The sequence below is a fragment of the Nitrospirillum goiasense genome, assembly GCF_034427435.1.
In the GTDB taxonomy this organism is placed as follows: Bacteria; Pseudomonadota; Alphaproteobacteria; order Azospirillales; family Azospirillaceae; genus Nitrospirillum.
The window spans coordinates 615886-632113 of record NZ_JAXQNP010000004.1 but is presented as its reverse complement, the minus strand read 5'-3'; the positions used below and the strand labels follow the sequence as shown (position 1 = coordinate 632113).

General features: G+C 67.7%; 15 protein-coding genes and 1 pseudogene. 6 read left to right on the top strand and 10 right to left on the bottom strand.

Going from position 1 to position 16228, the window contains the following annotated elements:
• Positions 1-36: 36 nt before the first annotated feature.
• Positions 37-312, bottom strand: a pseudogene (locus ULB03_RS27540) (FAD-dependent monooxygenase); the annotation flags it as partial.
• Between the two features lie 272 nt (positions 313-584).
• On the opposite strand from ULB03_RS27540, the gene ULB03_RS24665 reads away from it, so the two are divergent.
• Positions 585-1079, top strand: a complete 495-nt coding sequence (locus ULB03_RS24665; RefSeq protein WP_322485728.1) for an AraC family ligand binding domain-containing protein — start codon at positions 585-587, stop codon at positions 1077-1079.
• Positions 1067-1537 (top strand): helix-turn-helix domain-containing protein, encoded by a 471-nt coding sequence (locus tag ULB03_RS24660; RefSeq protein ID WP_322485727.1) that lies wholly within the window; start codon positions 1067-1069, stop codon positions 1535-1537. The genes ULB03_RS24665 and ULB03_RS24660 overlap by 13 nt, the downstream gene beginning before the upstream one ends.
• On the opposite strand, the gene ULB03_RS24655 is transcribed toward ULB03_RS24660, so the two are convergent.
• The 3 genes from ULB03_RS24655 to ULB03_RS24645 form a co-directional block, all read right to left on the bottom strand.
• On the bottom strand, positions 1524-1916 hold the full coding sequence (locus ULB03_RS24655) for a hypothetical protein (protein ID WP_322485726.1): 393 nt from the start codon (positions 1914-1916) through the stop codon (positions 1524-1526). The two genes, ULB03_RS24660 and ULB03_RS24655, sit on opposite strands and share 14 nt — an antisense overlap.
• Positions 1917-1986: 70 nt before the next feature.
• Positions 1987-2604 (bottom strand): response regulator transcription factor, encoded by a 618-nt coding sequence (locus ULB03_RS24650; RefSeq protein WP_322485725.1) that lies wholly within the window; start codon positions 2602-2604, stop codon positions 1987-1989.
• A gap of 26 nt (positions 2605-2630) precedes the next feature.
• A complete protein-coding gene (locus ULB03_RS24645) occupies positions 2631-4070 on the bottom strand; it encodes a HAMP domain-containing sensor histidine kinase (RefSeq protein ID WP_322485724.1) in 1440 nt (479 codons plus the stop codon).
• A gap of 165 nt (positions 4071-4235) precedes the next feature.
• Here ULB03_RS24645 and ULB03_RS24640 point away from each other — a divergent pair, with 165 nt between their 5' ends.
• Positions 4236-6653 carry a TonB-dependent receptor gene (locus ULB03_RS24640; RefSeq protein WP_322485723.1) on the top strand — a complete coding sequence of 806 codons (2418 nt, stop codon included), beginning with the start codon at positions 4236-4238 and terminating at the stop codon, positions 6651-6653.
• Positions 6654-6768: 115 nt separating this feature from the next.
• On the opposite strand, the gene ULB03_RS24635 is transcribed toward ULB03_RS24640, so the two are convergent.
• The 5 genes from ULB03_RS24635 to ULB03_RS24615 all read right to left on the bottom strand — a co-directional run bounded on the left by ULB03_RS24635 (position 6769) and on the right by ULB03_RS24615 (position 11898).
• Positions 6769-8103, bottom strand: coding sequence for a PQQ-dependent sugar dehydrogenase (locus tag ULB03_RS24635; protein ID WP_322485722.1), 1335 nt, complete (start codon positions 8101-8103; stop codon positions 6769-6771).
• The gene (locus tag ULB03_RS24630) at positions 8100-8612 is read right to left on the bottom strand and encodes a DUF2231 domain-containing protein (protein WP_322485721.1); all 513 of its coding nucleotides are present in this window, start codon (positions 8610-8612) and stop codon (positions 8100-8102) included. Before ULB03_RS24630 ends, ULB03_RS24635 begins: the two co-directional genes overlap by 4 nt.
• Before the next feature lie 199 nt (positions 8613-8811).
• Positions 8812-9660, bottom strand: a complete 849-nt coding sequence (locus ULB03_RS24625) for a hypothetical protein (protein WP_322485720.1) — start codon at positions 9658-9660, stop codon at positions 8812-8814.
• A 64-nt stretch (positions 9661-9724) separates the two neighbouring features.
• The gene (locus tag ULB03_RS24620) at positions 9725-10210 is read right to left on the bottom strand and encodes a TspO/MBR family protein (RefSeq protein ID WP_322485719.1); all 486 of its coding nucleotides are present in this window, start codon (positions 10208-10210) and stop codon (positions 9725-9727) included.
• A gap of 293 nt (positions 10211-10503) precedes the next feature.
• Positions 10504-11898 carry a hypothetical protein gene (locus ULB03_RS24615; RefSeq protein WP_322485718.1) on the bottom strand — a complete coding sequence of 465 codons (1395 nt, stop codon included), beginning with the start codon at positions 11896-11898 and terminating at the stop codon, positions 10504-10506.
• A 275-nt stretch (positions 11899-12173) separates the two neighbouring features.
• Here ULB03_RS24615 and ULB03_RS24610 point away from each other — a divergent pair, with 275 nt between their 5' ends.
• Genes ULB03_RS24610 through ULB03_RS24600 form a run of 3 tightly spaced genes read left to right on the top strand, consistent with a single transcriptional unit; the run spans position 12174 to position 15165 of the window.
• Entirely contained in the window at positions 12174-13490 is a 1317-nt protein-coding gene (locus tag ULB03_RS24610; RefSeq protein WP_416211200.1) for an ethanolamine ammonia-lyase subunit EutB, read from the top strand.
• Positions 13490-14275, top strand: coding sequence for an ethanolamine ammonia-lyase subunit EutC (eutC, locus tag ULB03_RS24605; protein ID WP_322485716.1), 786 nt, complete (start codon positions 13490-13492; stop codon positions 14273-14275). Before ULB03_RS24610 ends, eutC begins: the two co-directional genes overlap by 1 nt.
• A 14-nt stretch (positions 14276-14289) precedes the next feature.
• Positions 14290-15165, top strand: coding sequence for a carboxylesterase family protein (locus tag ULB03_RS24600; protein ID WP_322485715.1), 876 nt, complete (start codon positions 14290-14292; stop codon positions 15163-15165).
• An 84-nt stretch (positions 15166-15249) separates the two neighbouring features.
• Here the strand turns inward: ULB03_RS24600 and ULB03_RS24595 are convergent, their stop codons facing one another.
• Positions 15250-16173 carry a LysR family transcriptional regulator gene (locus ULB03_RS24595; protein ID WP_322485714.1) on the bottom strand — a complete coding sequence of 308 codons (924 nt, stop codon included), beginning with the start codon at positions 16171-16173 and terminating at the stop codon, positions 15250-15252.
• Positions 16174-16228 lie beyond the last annotated feature (55 nt).

The following is a 16228-nucleotide window of genomic DNA, read 5'->3' as shown; positions in this document are numbered from 1 at the left end:
AGTGACCTTCTTGCCGCCGGTCAGCTCCACCATGTCCAGGTGATGGCTTTGGCCCTTGAAGCGCAGGGTGATGCCGGTATGGAAATGGCCATCGCGCGTCATGCGTTCGCCCACCCCCAACTGGTGCATCAGGTCGACGGTCCATTGCTCCAGCACGCCGGCGCGGATCGTGCCCTCGATCTCCTCCCGGGTGCGGGATTCAAGGATCACGCTGTCAATGCCCTGGCGATGCAGCAGTTCCGACAGGAACAGCCCGGCGGGGCCGGCGCCGATGATGCCGACTTGGGTGCGGATGGACGGGGTGGTTGACATGGAATGGCCCTCCCGAGCCTGAAGCGTTCTTATTCCGGGCCGAACCCCGCGTCGGGGCGGCCCACCCCGGAACGATAGGGGCGGAGGCCCCGTCCCCGGAATGGACGCAGCCCCACAAAAATTGGATTTTTTCGCAATGATTGGGCAAGGTATCTGTCCAGGTCCCACACCAGGTGGCATGTGATGTAACGGCCAGGGCAATACATGTTATTGAGCATATCGATCATGGCTTGGCATTTTTCCGCCAGTCCGCGATGGCCGGGGGCGGGGCGATGAGCCGTCCGGACATCCCCGTCTTCTCCCTGTATGGCGAGGCGCCGGCGACGGCGGAGGACCGCTTCCTGCATGTGGAGCTGATCGAGGATCGCAGCAGCCTGGTGGATTGGCGCATCCGTCCCCATCAGCATGGCGACCTGGTGCAGTTCCTGGCCATCCGCGAGGGGGCGGGGCAGGTGCAGGCGGACCAGCGCACCTGGACCTTCGACGGCCCCACCTTGATCCTGGTGCCTGCCGGGGTGGTGCACGGCTTCGCCTTCGCCCGGGGCACCATCGGCTGGGTCGTCACCCTGTCCGACCGCATCCTGCGCGGCCTGGCGCGGCGCGATCCCGCGTTCGCCGCCCTGGGGGGGAGGCCGCCTGCCTGGCCATGGCGGGGCAGGAGGGGGCGTTCGCCGCCGTGCTGGCCGCCGCCGATGGCGTCCTGGCCGAGTTGCGCGGGCGGGAACCCGGCCAGCGCGTGGCGGCGGAGGGGCATATGCTGGTGCTGATGGCCGCCCTGCTGCGCGTGGCGCGGCCGGCCCTGGCCTCCGGCGGCGGTGGCGGCCGGTCGGGGCAGGTGGCGCTGGTCGCGGCCTTCCGCGCGCTGGTGGACCAGCATTACCGCAGCCACCGGCCGCTCGACGCCTACCTGACGGAGCTGCGCACCTCCTCCTCCACCTTGCGGGCGGCCTGCCTGGCGGTGACCGGCCGGCCGGCCATCGGGCTTATCCAGGATCGGCTGATGACGGAGGCCAAGCGGCTGATCCTCTACAGCGGCCGGACCATCGCCGCCGTGGCCTATGAGCTGGGCTTCGAGGACCCGGCCTATTTCTCCCGCTTTTTCCACCGGCAAAGCGGGGAAGCCCCCCGCGCTTGGCGCCAGCGGCTGATGACGGACTGGCCCGTGGCCGACACCGCCTCGCTGGAACCGCCCGATCCCCTGGCCGCCGCCGTCAGCGATGCTTGACTGCGGCGCGCCTCGTCATCAGCAGGGCCGCGCCCAGGCTGAAGCCATAGCCCCACAACAGCCAGGCGCCGGCCTGGCGGCTGACCGTGTCGTCGGGTCCATAGATGCGGGGGAACCAGTTCAAGGCCAGGCCGTCGGCGACCATGACCACGGCACCGACGAGGCCCACCCCCGCCATGATCTGGTCCGGCGCCAGCCCGGCCAGGCGGCGGATGAGATAGACGCTGGTCCACGCGACCGAAACGGTGCTGGCGAAATTCAGTGGATTCCACAGCGGATCGGTCAGCAGCTGGGGCAGCCCGCGCAGGTAGGCCAGGGCCGACAGCCAGAACGCGCCCCCCAGCAGAAACAGAATCCCCACCTGTCGCCGCGTCAGCATCGCGCCCCCCTCCATCATGCCGGCCTCCATCGCCCTGGTTGTCAGGACAGGATACGCACGGATGGGGCGTTCAGCTCACCCCCATCTCGATGGACAGGCGGATCAGGTCGGCGGTACGGGCGACGCCCAGCTTGGCCTTGATGGCGGTGCAGGTGTTGGCGATGGTCTTATAGCCCACCCCCAGTTCGGTGGCGATTTCCGCCAGCGCCCGGCCCTCGCCTAACAGACGCAGGATCTCCAGGTCCCGTTCCGTCAGGCGCTGGGTGGGGTTGCCGGCGGCCATGCCGTGCACCGCCAATTCCTGGGCGATCTCGTTCTCCACATAGCGCCCGCCTTCGGCCAGGCGGCGGATGGCGGTCAGCAGTTCGTCGGGATCGGCGTTCTTGCTCATGTAGCCCTTGGCCCCGGCCGCCAGCGCGCGGGAGGCGTACAGCGCCTCCGCATGCATGCTGAAGACCAGGACGCAGGCCGACGGGTCCTCGATCAGCAGGCGCTGAAGCAGCTCCAGCCCGCCCACGCCGGGCAGGTTCAGGTCCAGCAGCACGATGTCGGGTCGGTCCTCCCGGTAGCGCACCAGGGCGTCGCGGCCGGTGGCGGCCTCCGCGATGACGGCGCCGGGCAGGGGGGCCAGCAGCCGCTTGAGGCCGGAGCGCACGATGGCGTGGTCATCGACCAGGAGCAGTTTCATGCCAGGGCTTTCGCGGTCAGGGTCATTCAGGCGGCCTCGCGGGCCGACAGGGCGGTATTCCCGGTGGCCAAGGGCAGCAGGGCGTGCACCCGCACGCCGCCGTCGGGGCGGTTGCCCACCTCCAGGGTGCCGCCCAGCGCCGTCACCCGCTCCGCCATGCCGCGCAAGCCATAGCCGCCGCCGCTGGCATGAGGGGACGGCTCGGCGGGCAGGCCGTCGCCATCATCCGTGATCTCGACGGTGAGGCCATCGGCGCGGGGGGCGACGGTGACGGTGATGTCCCGGGGGCGTCCGTGGCGGATGGCGTTGCTCAGGCTTTCCTGCACGATGCGATAGATGGCGGTGTCGCCCGCCTCGCCCAGGTGCAGGCCGGGAGTCACGGCCACGGTGATGGCCACGTCCGGCCGGCGGGCCCGCCAGAACGCCGCCAGGTTCTCCAGCGCGGCGCCCAAGCCCAGGTCGCTGAGGCCCGGCGGACGCAGGCGGCCCAGGATGGCCTTAACCTCCTGCTGCACATGGGCCACCGCCTCACGGGCGGAACGGGCCTGGTCCCGCATCACCGGATCGCCCGCCCGCTCCGCCGCCGCCAGCAGGGCGGTGACGTCGACGTTGATGGCGAAGAGATAGGGCCCGACTTCATCATGCAGGTCGCGGGCAAGGTCCGCGCGCTCCTCCTCCTGGATGGTCTGCAATTGTTCGTGCAGGCGCCGGTTGCGCGCCTCCGCCGCCGCCAGGCGCTCGATCATGCGGTTGAAGCCTTCCGCCAGGCGGCGCAGCTCCGGCGGCCCGGCCTCCGCCACCGGCCGCGCCGCTTCCACGCTGGCGTCCTGGGCCACATGGGCGAAGGCCTTGGACAGGCGGTCGACGGAGCGCAGCGCCCGCCCCAGCGTCCAGTAGACCATGGGCAGGGCAAGGGCGCTGAACAGCAGCATCATCACAGCGTCGTCGCCCAGTTCCCCCCACACCTCCGACACCTCGCCCGCCGGGTCGGTTTCCAGGCGCAGCCACAGGCCCTGGCCGGAAAAGCCGGGCAGGGGCACCTCGGCGCTCAATTGCGGCACATCGAGAGAGGCCACGAACCAGGCGGGGGCGGGGTGGTCCGGTACCGCCAGGGTGGAGGCGGCGATAAGGCCGGCCCCGGGCTTGTGCAGGCTGACCTTCAGGTGGCGGTCGCCATTGAAGGCGCCGACCAGGCGGGTCAGCAGGGCGGTCACCTCCTCATCGCTGCGGTCCGCCGGCGCCGAGCGGCCGGCCAGGTGGGCCAGCGCGCTGCCCACCGTGTGCTGCCCCACGGACAGGGCGGCCTCCATCTCCGTGCGCACGGAATGCTCCGCGCGCAGCCAGGCGGCGGTGGCGCCGGTGGCCAGGCTGACCAGCAACAACAGGGCGATACTCAGGACCAGGCGGATGCGCAGCGACATGAGGTTGGTTCCCCAGCGGCCCGATACGATGTCGCCGCCCGGCATCGGACGGCGCCTCCCACGCCTATCTAACAGGCGCTTGCCGCTCTCATGCAACAGTCGCCGCGATATCGGGAATTTTTCCCGGGAAAATCGGGAAGGGGGCCTATGGCCGGACTTGGCCGTCGGGACTAGCCTTTCATCAGCTCCATCCTTCCGGTGCGCCCCATAATGAAAAACATTCCGGCCGGTCTGCTGGCCCTGCTGTGCGCCACCTGTTCCACCGTTGCCCTGGCGGCTGAGGCCGACCCGGCGCCCGATGGCGCGCCGCCGACGCTCAGCGACATCATCGTCATCGGCGTGACGCCCCTGCCGGGGGCCAACGTCCCGCTGGACAAGGTGCCGGCGGCGGCCACCACCCTGTCGGCGGACGATCTGGCCCGCATCCACTCGGTATCGATCCTGGACAGCATGGCCCAACGGGTGCCGGGGCTGGCGCTGTCGGATACCCAGGGCAACGCCCTGTTCCAGGACATCCACTACCACGGCTTCACCGTCTCCCCCCTTCAGGGGACGCCCCAGGGCATCGCCGTCTATCAGAACGGCGTGCGGCTGAACGAGGCCTTCGGCGACACGGTGAACTGGGATCTGGCGCCGGAGGTGGCGATCAATCGCCTGACGCTGGCCACCAACAACCCGGCCTATGGCCTGAACGCCCTGGGCGGGGCGGTGACCCTGGAGATGAAGAACGGCTTCACCGTCCAGGGCGGCAGTGCTGAGCTGCTGGGCGGCAGCAACGGCCGTGCCCAAGGCTCCGCCGAATTCGGCTGGCAGTCCGGCAACATCAGCCTGTACCTGGCGGCGGAGGCGACGCGCGATGATGGCTGGCGCAAGCAATCCGGCTCGGATGTGGAGCGCTTCTACGCCGACGCGGGCTGGCGCAGCGATAGTGCGGAGGTGCATCTGGTCGCCGCCGCCGCGCGGTCCAGCCTGGGCGTCGTCGGTCCCACGCCGCTGGAAATGATCCAGTCGGATGAGACCTCGGTCTACACCTGGCCCCAGACCACCAAGAATGACAGCGGCATGCTGGCCCTGAACGGCAAGGTCGACGTGGCCCCCGGCTGGTCCCTGCAGGGTAACGTCTATGGCCGCCATTTCGGCCAGAAGCATGTGGACGGCAACGACGGCAATTTCGAAGGCTGCAGCCGCCGCTCCTCCTACGGCGGGCAATTGTGCCTGGAGGATGACGCGTTCGGCACGCCGGCGGGGGGCAAGACCACGGCGTTCCGCGATCAGTTCGTCATCACCGACCTGGCCGGCCACACCTTCGCCTATGACGGCGATGCCAATTACGGCACCCTGGACCGCACCTCCACGGATACCACCTCGGTCGGCGGGTCGCTGCAACTGACCAGCGACCGGCCGTTGATGGGGATGGGCAACCGCTTCGCCGCCGGCGGCAGCATCGACCACAGCGACATCCGCTTCACCGCCACCAGCACCCTGGGGGTGATCAACCCCGACCTGTCGGTCACCACCCAGGGCGACGCGGCCGATGACATCGCCGGCGCCGGCCTGATCATCCGCACCCTGGGCAACCTGGGCTATGCCCCCGTCTGGCTGTCAGGCACCACCGACTATTACGGCGCTTATGTCACCGACACGCTGGACCTGACGCCGGCCCTGTCGCTGACCGCTGGCCTGCGCCTCAACGTGGCCGACATCAGCACCCGCGACCGCAGTGGCGCCGCCCCCGAGCTGAACGGCGACCACCGCTACACCCATTGGAACCCCCAGGCCGGCCTGACCTATCAGTTGGGCGGCGGCTTCAGCATCTATGGCGGTTATTCCCAGTCCAACCGCGCGCCCACGCCGTTGGAATTGGACTGCGCCGACCCGCTACGCCCCTGTCTGCTGGAAAATTCCCTGGTGGCCGACCCGCCGTTGCGCCAGGTGGTGGCCAACACCTATGAGGCCGGCGTGCGGGGCACCCAGGGCGTGGCCAACGGACGCCTGGATTGGACCGTGGGGCTGTTCCGCACCGACAGCGACAACGACATCGTGGCGCTGGCCAGCACCATCCAGGGCCGCGGCTATTACACCAACGTGCCGTCCACCCGCCGGCAAGGTGTCGATGCCGGCCTGACCTTCGCCAGCGAGCGGTGGCAGGTCTACCTGAACTACAGCTTCGTGGACGCGACCTATCAGTTCGACGGTGTGCTGGCATCGGCCAACAACCCGTCAGCGGATGACAATGGCACCATCACCGTCCACAACGGAGACCGCATTCCGGCCATCCCCCGCCACCAGGTGAAGCTGGGCGGTGATGTGCTGGTGACCCAGGAATGGAACGTGGGCGCCGCCGTGCAGTACTACGGTAGCCAATACCTGGTGGGGGACGACGCCAACCAGAACGCGCCGCTGACCCCGTACTGGACCATGGATTTGCGCACGTCCTATCAGATCCTGCCCGATATCCAGGTGTTCGGCGGCATCAACAACCTGTTCGACCGCCGCTATGCCAGCTACGGCACCTATTTCGAGCTGAGCGGTGCCAGCGACGTCCTGGGCCGGCAGCTGAGCGACGCACGCACCCTGACCCTCGGCGCGCCGCGCACCTTCTATGGCGGTGTGAAGATTTCGTTCTAAGGCATTGAAGTTCAAGAGTTCCAACGGGCGACGCGATTAACCCTCCCGCTGGAAGGGGGGCCGGTTTCATCCGCTGCCGGCCCCCCTCTTTTTGTTCATCGCGCCCGCGCGGCGCTCATTGGGCGGTCACCCGCCAGACGGTGTTGCCCACGTCATCGGCGATCAGCAGGGCCCCGGTCTTGTCGATGGCCAGGCCGACCGGGCGCCCATGGGCGCGCCCTTCCGTGTCCAGGAAGCCCGTGACCACGTCCATCGGCTGGCCATTGGGCTGCCCATTGCTAAAGGGGATGAAGATCACCTTGTAACCATTTGGAATATTTCTATTCCAACTGCCGTGTTCGCCGACGAAGGCGCCACCCTGGTAGCTGCTGGGCAGGCTAGTGCTGGTGGAGAAGGCCATGCCCAGTGGGGCGACGTGGGTGCTCAGGGCATAGTCCGGCACGATGGCGCGGGCGACCAGGTCGGGGCGCTGTGGCTTCACGCGCGGATCTATGTTCTGGCCGTAGTAGCTGTAGGGCCAGCCGTAGAACCCCCCATCCTTCACCGAGGTCATATAGTCCGGCACCAGGTTCGGTCCCAGTTCGTCACGCTCGTTCACCACCGCCCACAGCGTGCCGGTTTGCGGTTCCCAACTGAGGCCGTTGGGGTTGCGCAGGCCATCGGCGTAAATGCGCCAGCGACCGGTGGCGCGGTCCACTTCCCAGATGGCGGCGCGGTTCTTTTCCGCCTCCAGGCCGTTCTCGGTGATGTTGCTGTTGGACCCGACGCCCACATAAAGCCGGGTGCCGTCCTGGCTGGCCAACAGGCTCTTGGTCCAGTGATGGTCGATGGGGCCGCCGGGCAGGGGGGTGAGGGTTGCGCCCTCGGCCGTCATCCGGGTTTCACCCTCGGTATAGGGATAGCGCAGGATGGCGTCGGTATCGGCGACATAAAGGTCACCGCCCACTAGGGCCACGCCGAAGGGGGAGTTGAGATGGTCCAGGAAAACGGTCCGCGTTTCCGGCACGCCGTCGCCATCGGCATCGCGGAGCAGGGTGATGCGGTTGCTGTCCTTGGTTTCACCGCCGGACGTGGCCATGGATTCCACCCAATGCATGATCAGGTCCTTGGGCCGCTTGACCGGTTCACCTTCCGGCGCCACCGATTCCACCACCAGCACGTCGCCGTTGGGCAAGACATAGAGCGATCGCGGATGGTGCAGCCCGGTGGCTAGGGCCTGGATTTTCAGGCCTTGGGCCACCGCCGGCTTCTCACCGTCCTTCCAACCCACGACCTTGGCCACCTTCATGGGGGGCAACAGGTATTGCTCCTGCTTCGGCAGCGTCGGGTTGGCGCCGACCTGGGCGTTGGGGTCGGTGCCTTTGCTGCCATCGTCGCAGGCGGCGAGGCTGAGGGCGGCGGCGCCCACCACGATCAGGTGGCTCAGGGGACGAAGACGGGGCGCGATCATGACCGCACCTCCACGACGCGCCGCCGCTGCACCAGCATTGACCAACCGATCCAATTGCTGGTCAGCACCACGACCAGCGCCAGGGCCGAGAGGATCAGACCCTGGGGCACGACCGAGGTCCAGGCATCGCGGCTGTGGACGAAGCAGTTCAGGATGGCCAGGCCCAGCGCCAGCAGGTTGCCAAGGACATGCGGCCAGGTGGGCGCCCAGGCGGGCGCCTGGATCACGAGATAGCGGCGCTGGGCCAAATCGATCAGGCCCGCGATCAGGGCTATGCCCCCCAGGACGGCGCCGGCGAACAACAGCCAGGCCGAAAAGTCCGCCCACATCATCTCCGCCGTGCGCCAATAGGCCAGATCGGTGAAAAACGCGCCGATGAAGCAGGCGCTGGGAAAGGGCACCAGCATGGGATAAAGGGGGGCATGGACCACCTCAACCGGGGTGTTCTCCACCGTTGTCAGGTGGATCGGCGTCCCTTGGACGGTCGATCTGGTGATGTCACTGGGCATGGCCGCTCCTTGGTCGCAATCATCCGTGCGCGTCCAACCGCCCAAGCGCGTGAGCGGTTCCCAGGGGATCCGGGCATCGCGAAGCATGCGCCCAGCCCGTAGCCTGTCAGTATATTTTTTCCATAACGTATCTTATCGGTGCTGCTGTGGGCGCAAATTTAAAGTGTCAGGGTCTGGCAAAACAGAATGGTCAGCCGCCCTACCGGCCGACAGCAGAACGGGGCGATGCCGACGGGGGCACGGGTGGCGACGCGGAGAATGGTTTGCCCACGGGTAGGCTGCCGTCATAAGCCGCGCTGGGCGTCATCGTGATGCCGGCCGGCGGGATGTCCGGCGCGTCACCCAGAGTTTTGGGACCGCATGTCATATCGGCCAAGGAACAGGTCCAGGCGCTGCCGCCCGTGGAGGTGACGTCCAGGCTGACGGTTTGCCCTGCCGGGAGATGCGCCGCCATCGGAAGCACTGCGCCGCTCCGCTCCGTGGGCGCCTTGCGGGCATGGGCCCTTCCCACAAAAATCAATATTTTGGCGTCGGGATGAGCCTGATGCGCCGCGATGACGCCATCGGCCATGGCCTTCTCATACAGCCCCGGGTCCGGGGGACCCGGCACCGGTTGAAAAGGCACGAACGACACCGTGATGCCAGGACCGGCCAGGGTGCGGATCTGCTCCAGCATCCGCGCCATGGCCACACTGCTGCGACCATCGGCCATGCCGGTGGGGTCCGGTGCGAAAAACGGCAGGGCCGTTGCCGGGGTTTCAGGATGGCGGCTGAAGTCTTTCAGCGCCTCCGTATTGGTCACGGGAAACTCCAAGGCCAGCACCAGCTTATGGAATTTGGCCGTGGCCGCGCAGACGATGTCGGCGACCATGGCCGGAATTTCCGCCGTGCCGTGGAAATCCCCCACCACGAAATAGGTCTTGGCCGGGTCCAGGAAGGTTTCGACACCGGGGACCGGGGCGCACCGCGCCGCCCTGCCCGCCTGCGGCGCCATCAGCGTGGCCAGGGCCGTCGTCATCGCCAGGATGGACGTGAATGACCGGCGCATGAAACACCCCCTTGCTGCTGCGATAGCCTGGGGGCAGACCGCCATGATCCACCAGATTGCGTGTTTAGTTCAGTATCCAGATACCGGCGTTCAGCGCGGACGCGAAGCTGACCCAGGCGGCATAGGGCAGGAACAACAGGGCGGCCGTGCGGTCCTGGCGCCAGGCGGTGGCGATAAAGGCCAGGATGGTGGCCAGCAAGGCCAGGATGACGGCCAGGGCCAGGCCGGGCAGATGCGCGGCGAAGAAGATGGGGGACCAGCAGAAGTTCAGCACCATCTGGATCCACCACAGCCGCATGGGCCGGCTGTCACGATCCCGCCGCCACGTCAGCCAGCCGGCCACGGCGATCAGGACATACAGCAGGGTCCAGGCCGGCGCGAACACCCAGTTGGGCGGGGTGAAGCCGGGTTTGGCCAGGTTGCGATACCACTCGGCCGGCGCCGTCAGATAACCCAGGGTCAGGCCGATGCCCAGAACCAGCACGATGAAGAGGATGAGGGCGGGAAAACGCGCCGCTGGGGCCGGCGATTCATCCTCACGGGTCGTCATGGGCGGGCCATCCTGGAGCGGATTCTTCTCGGGAACGTCTACCAAGGCATTGGTACACAATAACGTCGCGATTGTCGCGCCCGTTCCTTGGTTCCGTATTGGCGGTTCCCTATTGGCGGCTCCCGACTGGTGCCCCTCGCCCGCCCTGAAATCGTTTCGACACTCCCGGTAACGGAGCATATCAGGCTGGTGGCCGCGCACTCAGGCCACTTTCCAGCACCTCCCCAGGGCCACTTGCGCCGCTGGGACCGGGGGCGCCGCTGATGCCCCCGATCCCCTCCATTATCGTCTGATTACTTCGGCGCGTCGGCGACGGCCCAGGAGAAGTCGGCCCGGGTGGCCTGGTTGGTGAAGTACTGCTTGTCGGCGAACAGGTTGATGGGCTGTTTGTAGTTGGCGGGATAAGTCGGCCCCTTGCCCACGCCGGCCAAGGCATGACAACTGATGCAATTGGACTGGATTCCGTCGGGGATGCCCGGATCGGTCTCCAGATAGGGGTTGAAGCACACGTCCATCTTCTGCGTCTGCCCGCTGGTGGCCACGGCCGGCACCTGCTGGCTGTAGTTGGTGCACATGGCGTAGTTGCGGTACGGTGCGGGTAGGCTGGCGGGCTGCCCCTGCTTGCTGCCCGGATACTTGTTGGGCGTGTCGGCGCCCGGCTGCCAATAGAAGGTCTGCCAGGCCCAGAACGGCACTTCCTTCGTGTTGACATGCATGGCCACCAGCACGCCATAGTCGCCTGCGGCCGCCGGGACCTGCTGGGCCTTGCTCAGGGCCTGCGCCTCTTCTGCGCTCAGCTTGAAGTTATAAAGCACCGTCACCGGCGCGTAGTACTGCACGGTGCAGGACAGCTTGGCAGCCTTGGCCGAGGCATCCAGCGCGGCGATCTGTTCCTTGCTCAGCTTCTTGCCGGCCGGGATGATCTCGTCCCCCGTGGCGGCCGGGTCGATGGCGACGCAGACTTTCCAGGTTTCCGGGGTGGGATTCTTGGCGTTGGTCGATTGCGCCGGCCCCTGCCACAGCGGCATCGGCGTCAGGCCCGTGGCCTTCACCACGCTCATCACCGGCTTCAGTTCCAGAGCGTCCACTGGGAATTCGCTGATGCTGCGGTTCTCGGTGGGCGTGCCGCTGGGCCAGGCGGCGTTGATCTTGTTCAACGCCGTTTGGGAATTGACCTCATAGGTCCCTTGCAGCCCGGCGATGTACTGCGGCGACCGGATGAATTTCGCCGCGGCGGGGCTGAATTTGTTGAAGGACACCACCTGGGTGCTGCTGGCCGGGTCGTTGGGAACGGCGTTGCCGCGCAGCAGGGCCAAGTGGGCGAACTGATGGGGGCGCCTGAAATGCCGCGCCGGCTCCGCCAACTTGTCGCCGCCGGCCGCCGTCAGCTTGGATTGCGGCGTGGCGAACACCTCTTCCGTGCCCAGCCAGGTTTCCCAAACCGGCAGCTCCTTACCCTCATAGGTGGTGCCTGACGCCGCATTCAGGCCGGCCCAGACGGACCAGCTGTGCTGACGCAACTGGTCCTGATTGTTGTTGGTCACCCAGCCCTGAATGGTGGCCCCCTGCGTGCCAATGGCATAAGAGGCTGGAATATCAACAGGAACGATCTGTGCCATCGCGGCGGCAGGCATCAAGCCGATGCCGAGCAAAGCGGCCAAGGCGGCGGTGGAAGAATGGACACGCATGCTTTCCCCCTGTCTATCGTGGATGGACCGGCGAACCAGGGCCGGGCTTGGCGGGTATATGCGCAGCATTATCAACTTATAGATCACAAAGTCACCATTAATATTACTTTAACGGGTATAGCGAGCGGTTGCTCGCCGCTTCCCGGCACCCATGTTCAATGTCATGATCACCGCATGGGCGAGGTCGCTGGGGGGAGAGGGGTTTGGTTGGACGCGCGCCGTACCGCATCAGCGTTGGACCCCGCACCTGGACCTTCGCCGACCTGAAGGACCTGATGGCCAAGGCGACGCCGCCCCGGTCCGGCGACCGGCTGGCCGGCATCGCCGCCACCAGCGCGGAAGAGAACGTGGCGGCCAAGATGTGCCTGGCCGACCTGCCGCTGAAAACCTTCCTGACCGAGGCGCTGGTGCCCTATGAGGCGGATGAGGTCACCCGCCTTATCCTGGACCGGCACGACGCGGTCGCCTTCGCCCCGGTGTCGCACCTGACGGTGGGTGGCTTCCGGGATTATCTGCTGTCGGATCAGGCGACGACGGAGACGTTGGCCGCCCTCGCCCCTGGCCTGACACCGGAAATGGCGGCGGCGGTGTCCAAGATCATGCGCAACCAGGACCTGATCCTGGCGGCGCGCAAGTGCGTCGTCGTCACCCGGTTCCGCAACACCATCGGCCTGCCCGGCACCTTGGCCGTACGGTTGCAGCCCAACCACCCGGCGGACGATCCCGCCGGGGTGGCGGCCAGCATCCTGGACGGCCTGCTCTATGGCTGTGGCGATGCCGTCATCGGCTTGAATCCGGTGTCGGATAGCCTCTCGGTCCTGGGCGACCTGGCGCGCCTGATCGACGGCATCATCCAGCGTTTCGCCATCCCCACCCAGGCCTGCATCCTGACCCATGTCACCACCAGCATCGAACTGATGAACCGGGGCGTGCCGCTGGACCTGGTGTTCCAGTCGGTGGCGGGCACCCAGGCGGCCAACCAGGGCTTCGGCGTCAGCCTGGCCCTGCTGCGTGAGGGGATGGAGGCCGCCCAGGCGCTCAAGCGCGGCACGGTGGGTGACAACGTTATGTATTTCGAGACCGGCCAGGGCAGCGCCCTGTCCGCTGGCGCCCACCACGGCGTGGACCAGCAGACGCTGGAGGCGCGGGCCTATGCCGTGGCGCGGGAGTTCCGGCCCCTGCTGGTCAACACGGTCGTCGGCTTCATCGGGCCGGAATATCTTTATGACGGCAAGCAAATCATCCGCGCCGGGCTGGAGGACCATTTCTGCGGCAAGCTGCTGGGCCTGCCCCTGGGCTGCGACGTCTGCTACACCAACCACGCCGAGGCAGACCAGGATGACATGGACACGCTGCTGACCCTGCTGGCCACCGCCGGCGTGTCCTACATCATGGGCGTGCCGGGGGCGGACGACGTCATGCTGAATTACCAGTCGACCTCCTTCCATGACGCCCTCTATGTCCGCCGCCTTCTGGGGCTCAAGCGGGCGCCGGAGTTCGAGGCTTGGCTGGCCGCCATGGGCATCGCCGGCGCCGACGGCCGCCCCCTGCCCCAATCGCCTGGCCAACCGCTGCTGCGGGGATGGCGCTGATGGACCGGCCGACGGTCACGCCCGACGCCTGGGCGCACCTGGCCGCTGCCACCCCCGCGCGCATCGCCCTGGGCCGCGCGGGCGACAGCCTGCCCACGGCGGAGGTGCTGCGCTTCGCCCTGGCCCATGCCCAGGCGCGGGATGCCGTGCATACGCCCTTCGACGCCGCCGGCCTGGTGGCGCAACTGGCGGCTCTGGATCTGGCGCCTGTGGCGGTACACAGCGCCGCGCCCGACCGCGCCACCTACCTCAACCGTCCGGACCTGGGACGCTTGCTGGATCCGCCAAGTCATCAGGCTCTGGCGGCCTTGCCGTCAACCCGCCCCGACCTCGCCATCGTCATCGCCGACGGCCTGTCGGCCACCGCCGTGCATCGCCAGGCCCTGCCCCTGTTGGCCGCCTTCCTGCCCTGGGTCCAGCGGGAGGGCTGGCGCCTGGCGCCGGTGGTGGTGGCGTCCCAGGCGCGGGTGGCCCTGGGCGACGCGGTGGGACAGGCGCTGGGCACCCGTGCCGTGGCCATGCTGATCGGGGAACGGCCGGGTCTGTCCGCCCCCGACAGCCTGGGCGTCTACCTTACCCTGAATCCCACCCCCGGCCGCCTGGATGCGGAGCGCAATTGCCTGTCCAACATCCGGGATGGCGGCCTGTCCCATGACCTGGCGGCCTTCAAGCTGGCTTGGCTGCTGCGGCAGGCGCTGCGCCGCCAGGTGACGGGCGTGGCGTTGAAAGATGAGAGCGACCGCTTGCTGGTCGGTGGCCGCGCGCCTGTGTTGTTGGCGGACTGACGGAGAGGACGGCCGTGCTGCGGACTGGTTTGGTGGCGTTGTGGATGATGGCGCTGGTTTCAGCGGCCCAGGCGGAACCCGCCCGCATCGAGGAACGAACCCTGCCCTACGCGCCCCTGGCGGACGACCTGAAGGCGTTGGACGAGGTCATCAGGGCCCCGCTGAGCGACGATTTCGTGGCCAAGAGTTTCACCGCACCCGACGGCCGCACAGTGCCCTACCGCCTGCTGGCGCCGGCCACGGTGGCGGCCCAGCCCATGGCAGCCAAGCTGCCGCTGGTGGTGGTGCTGCACGGCTCCGGCAGCATCGGCCAGGACAACAAGGGGCAGATGACCGGCTTCGCCAAGGCCTGGGCCCTGCCCGACCTGCGGCTGCGCTTCCCGGCCTACGTGGTGGTGCCGCAGGTGAATGCGCGCAGCGCCGACTACGCCCCCGGCGGTGACGGGCTGCTGGCATCCCACCCCGGTCCCTCCCTTCCCGCCGTGCTGGCCCTGGTGGATGATCTGGCTGGCCGCCTGCCGGTGGACACAGCGCGGATCTACGTCGTGGGTTTCTCCATGGGGGCGTCGGCGGCGCTGGATGCGCTGGTGGCCAAGCCCGGGCGCTTCGCCGCAGCGGTCGCGTTCTCATCCGTGCCGCCGGATAGGGCGCAGGCCCCCGGGGTGGCGGCCGTCCCCACCCTGCAGGTGCATGGCGACCAGGACACCGAGAACCCCTATGCCCCCGACCATGCCTGGGCTGAGGCGGTGGCCGCCGCCGGCGGCGCGCCTGTCTTCGTGCGTTATCAAGGGATGGAGCACCGGGTCCCGCCGGACATGGTCCTGGCGCCCGGCTGGCGGGAATGGCTGTTCGCCCAGCGGCTCACGCCGGGCGTGCCGCCGCGTCCTTGAGCGGCCGGCCTTAGCGGGCTTGGCTGTTGCGCCGGGCGCTTGCTTGCTGGTGGACCGACCGAGAGGACGACCGTGCCGGTCCGGTCATGGCGCCGTCGGTCCGCGTGGCGCGATCGCTGGCTGCCTCGCTTCGGTTTCCAGCATGGCGACAAAGGCGGTCACTTTTGGCGGGCGAAACCGGGCGGCGGGATAGACCGCGTGGATGCCACCCGACGGCAGGGACCAGTCGGGCAGAACCTGAACGAGCGCGCCGCTCCGCAACGGGTCGGCAACCAGAAAATCCGGCAGCACCGAGAGGCCACCCCCGGCAAGCGTCGCGGCAAGGACGGCCGGCGTCGCGTTGATTGTCATCGACAGACGCATGCGGACGGTGCGGCGGTCGAAGTCGCCGCGCGAGAAATGCCAGACCAGGGGCTCACGCAGGGCGCCGTTGGCGATGAATGGCTGCTGGCCAAGATCCTCGGGGGCATCAGCGGAAAGCGTGCGGGCGAAGTCGGGGGCGGCAACGAGCAACTGCCGGAACGCGCCGATCCGGCGTGCCTGCTGGCTGGAATCGTCGAGCCAGCCGACCCGGATCGAGACGTCGATGTGATGGGTGATCAGGTCGACCTTATCGTCCGACAAGACGAGGTCGACCGTGCACGCCGGATAGGTTCGGCAGAACTTTGCCACCAAGGGCGCAATAGTCGATGTGCCGAAGTCGTTCGGCGCGGCGATCCGCAAGGTCCCGATCGGGCTCGCCGTCACCTCGGCGACTTCACCGAAGGCATCTTCGGCTTCGCGCAGGATGATGACGGCCCGGGCATGCAGCAACCGGCCGGCTTCCGTCGGCTCCACCCGGCGGGTGGTCCGAAGGAGAAGGCTCGTTCGCAGGTCCGCCTCCAGCCGGGCCACCTGCTGGCTGACGACCGTCTTAGTGATGCCGAGCCGCTCAGCGGCGCGCGTGAACGAGCCCGCGTCGACCACGGCGACGAAATAGGCCAGTCGATTGAGATTGATCGACTCCATGCTGTCGGACCCTATTGTAAGTTAATTGCACACAGTGTGTATAATTAGTCGCCAT

Bases quoted from the DNA above. Each gene is read 5' to 3' on its own strand.
- ULB03_RS24665 (WP_322485728.1), top strand. From the start codon at position 585: ATGAGCCGTCCGGACATCCCCGTCTTCTCCCTGTATGGCGAGGCGCCG.
- ULB03_RS24660 (WP_322485727.1), top strand. From the start codon at position 1,067: ATGCTGGTGCTGATGGCCGCCCTGCTGCGCGTGGCGCGGCCGGCCCTG.
- ULB03_RS24655 (WP_322485726.1), bottom strand. From the start codon at position 1,916: ATGCTGACGCGGCGACAGGTGGGGATTCTGTTTCTGCTGGGGGGCGCG.
- ULB03_RS24650 (WP_322485725.1), bottom strand. From the start codon at position 2,604: ATGAAACTGCTCCTGGTCGATGACCACGCCATCGTGCGCTCCGGCCTC.
- ULB03_RS24645 (WP_322485724.1), bottom strand. From the start codon at position 4,070: ATGCCGGGCGGCGACATCGTATCGGGCCGCTGGGGAACCAACCTCATG.
- ULB03_RS24640 (WP_322485723.1), top strand. From the start codon at position 4,236: ATGAAAAACATTCCGGCCGGTCTGCTGGCCCTGCTGTGCGCCACCTGT.
- ULB03_RS24635 (WP_322485722.1), bottom strand. From the start codon at position 8,103: ATGATCGCGCCCCGTCTTCGTCCCCTGAGCCACCTGATCGTGGTGGGC.
- ULB03_RS24630 (WP_322485721.1), bottom strand. From the start codon at position 8,612: ATGCCCAGTGACATCACCAGATCGACCGTCCAAGGGACGCCGATCCAC.
- ULB03_RS24625 (WP_322485720.1), bottom strand. From the start codon at position 9,660: ATGCGCCGGTCATTCACGTCCATCCTGGCGATGACGACGGCCCTGGCC.
- ULB03_RS24620 (WP_322485719.1), bottom strand. From the start codon at position 10,210: ATGACGACCCGTGAGGATGAATCGCCGGCCCCAGCGGCGCGTTTTCCC.
- ULB03_RS24615 (WP_322485718.1), bottom strand. From the start codon at position 11,898: ATGCGTGTCCATTCTTCCACCGCCGCCTTGGCCGCTTTGCTCGGCATC.
- ULB03_RS24610 (WP_416211200.1), top strand. From the start codon at position 12,174: ATGGCCAAGGCGACGCCGCCCCGGTCCGGCGACCGGCTGGCCGGCATC.
- eutC (WP_322485716.1), top strand. From the start codon at position 13,490: ATGGACCGGCCGACGGTCACGCCCGACGCCTGGGCGCACCTGGCCGCT.
- ULB03_RS24595 (WP_322485714.1), bottom strand. From the start codon at position 16,173: ATGGAGTCGATCAATCTCAATCGACTGGCCTATTTCGTCGCCGTGGTC.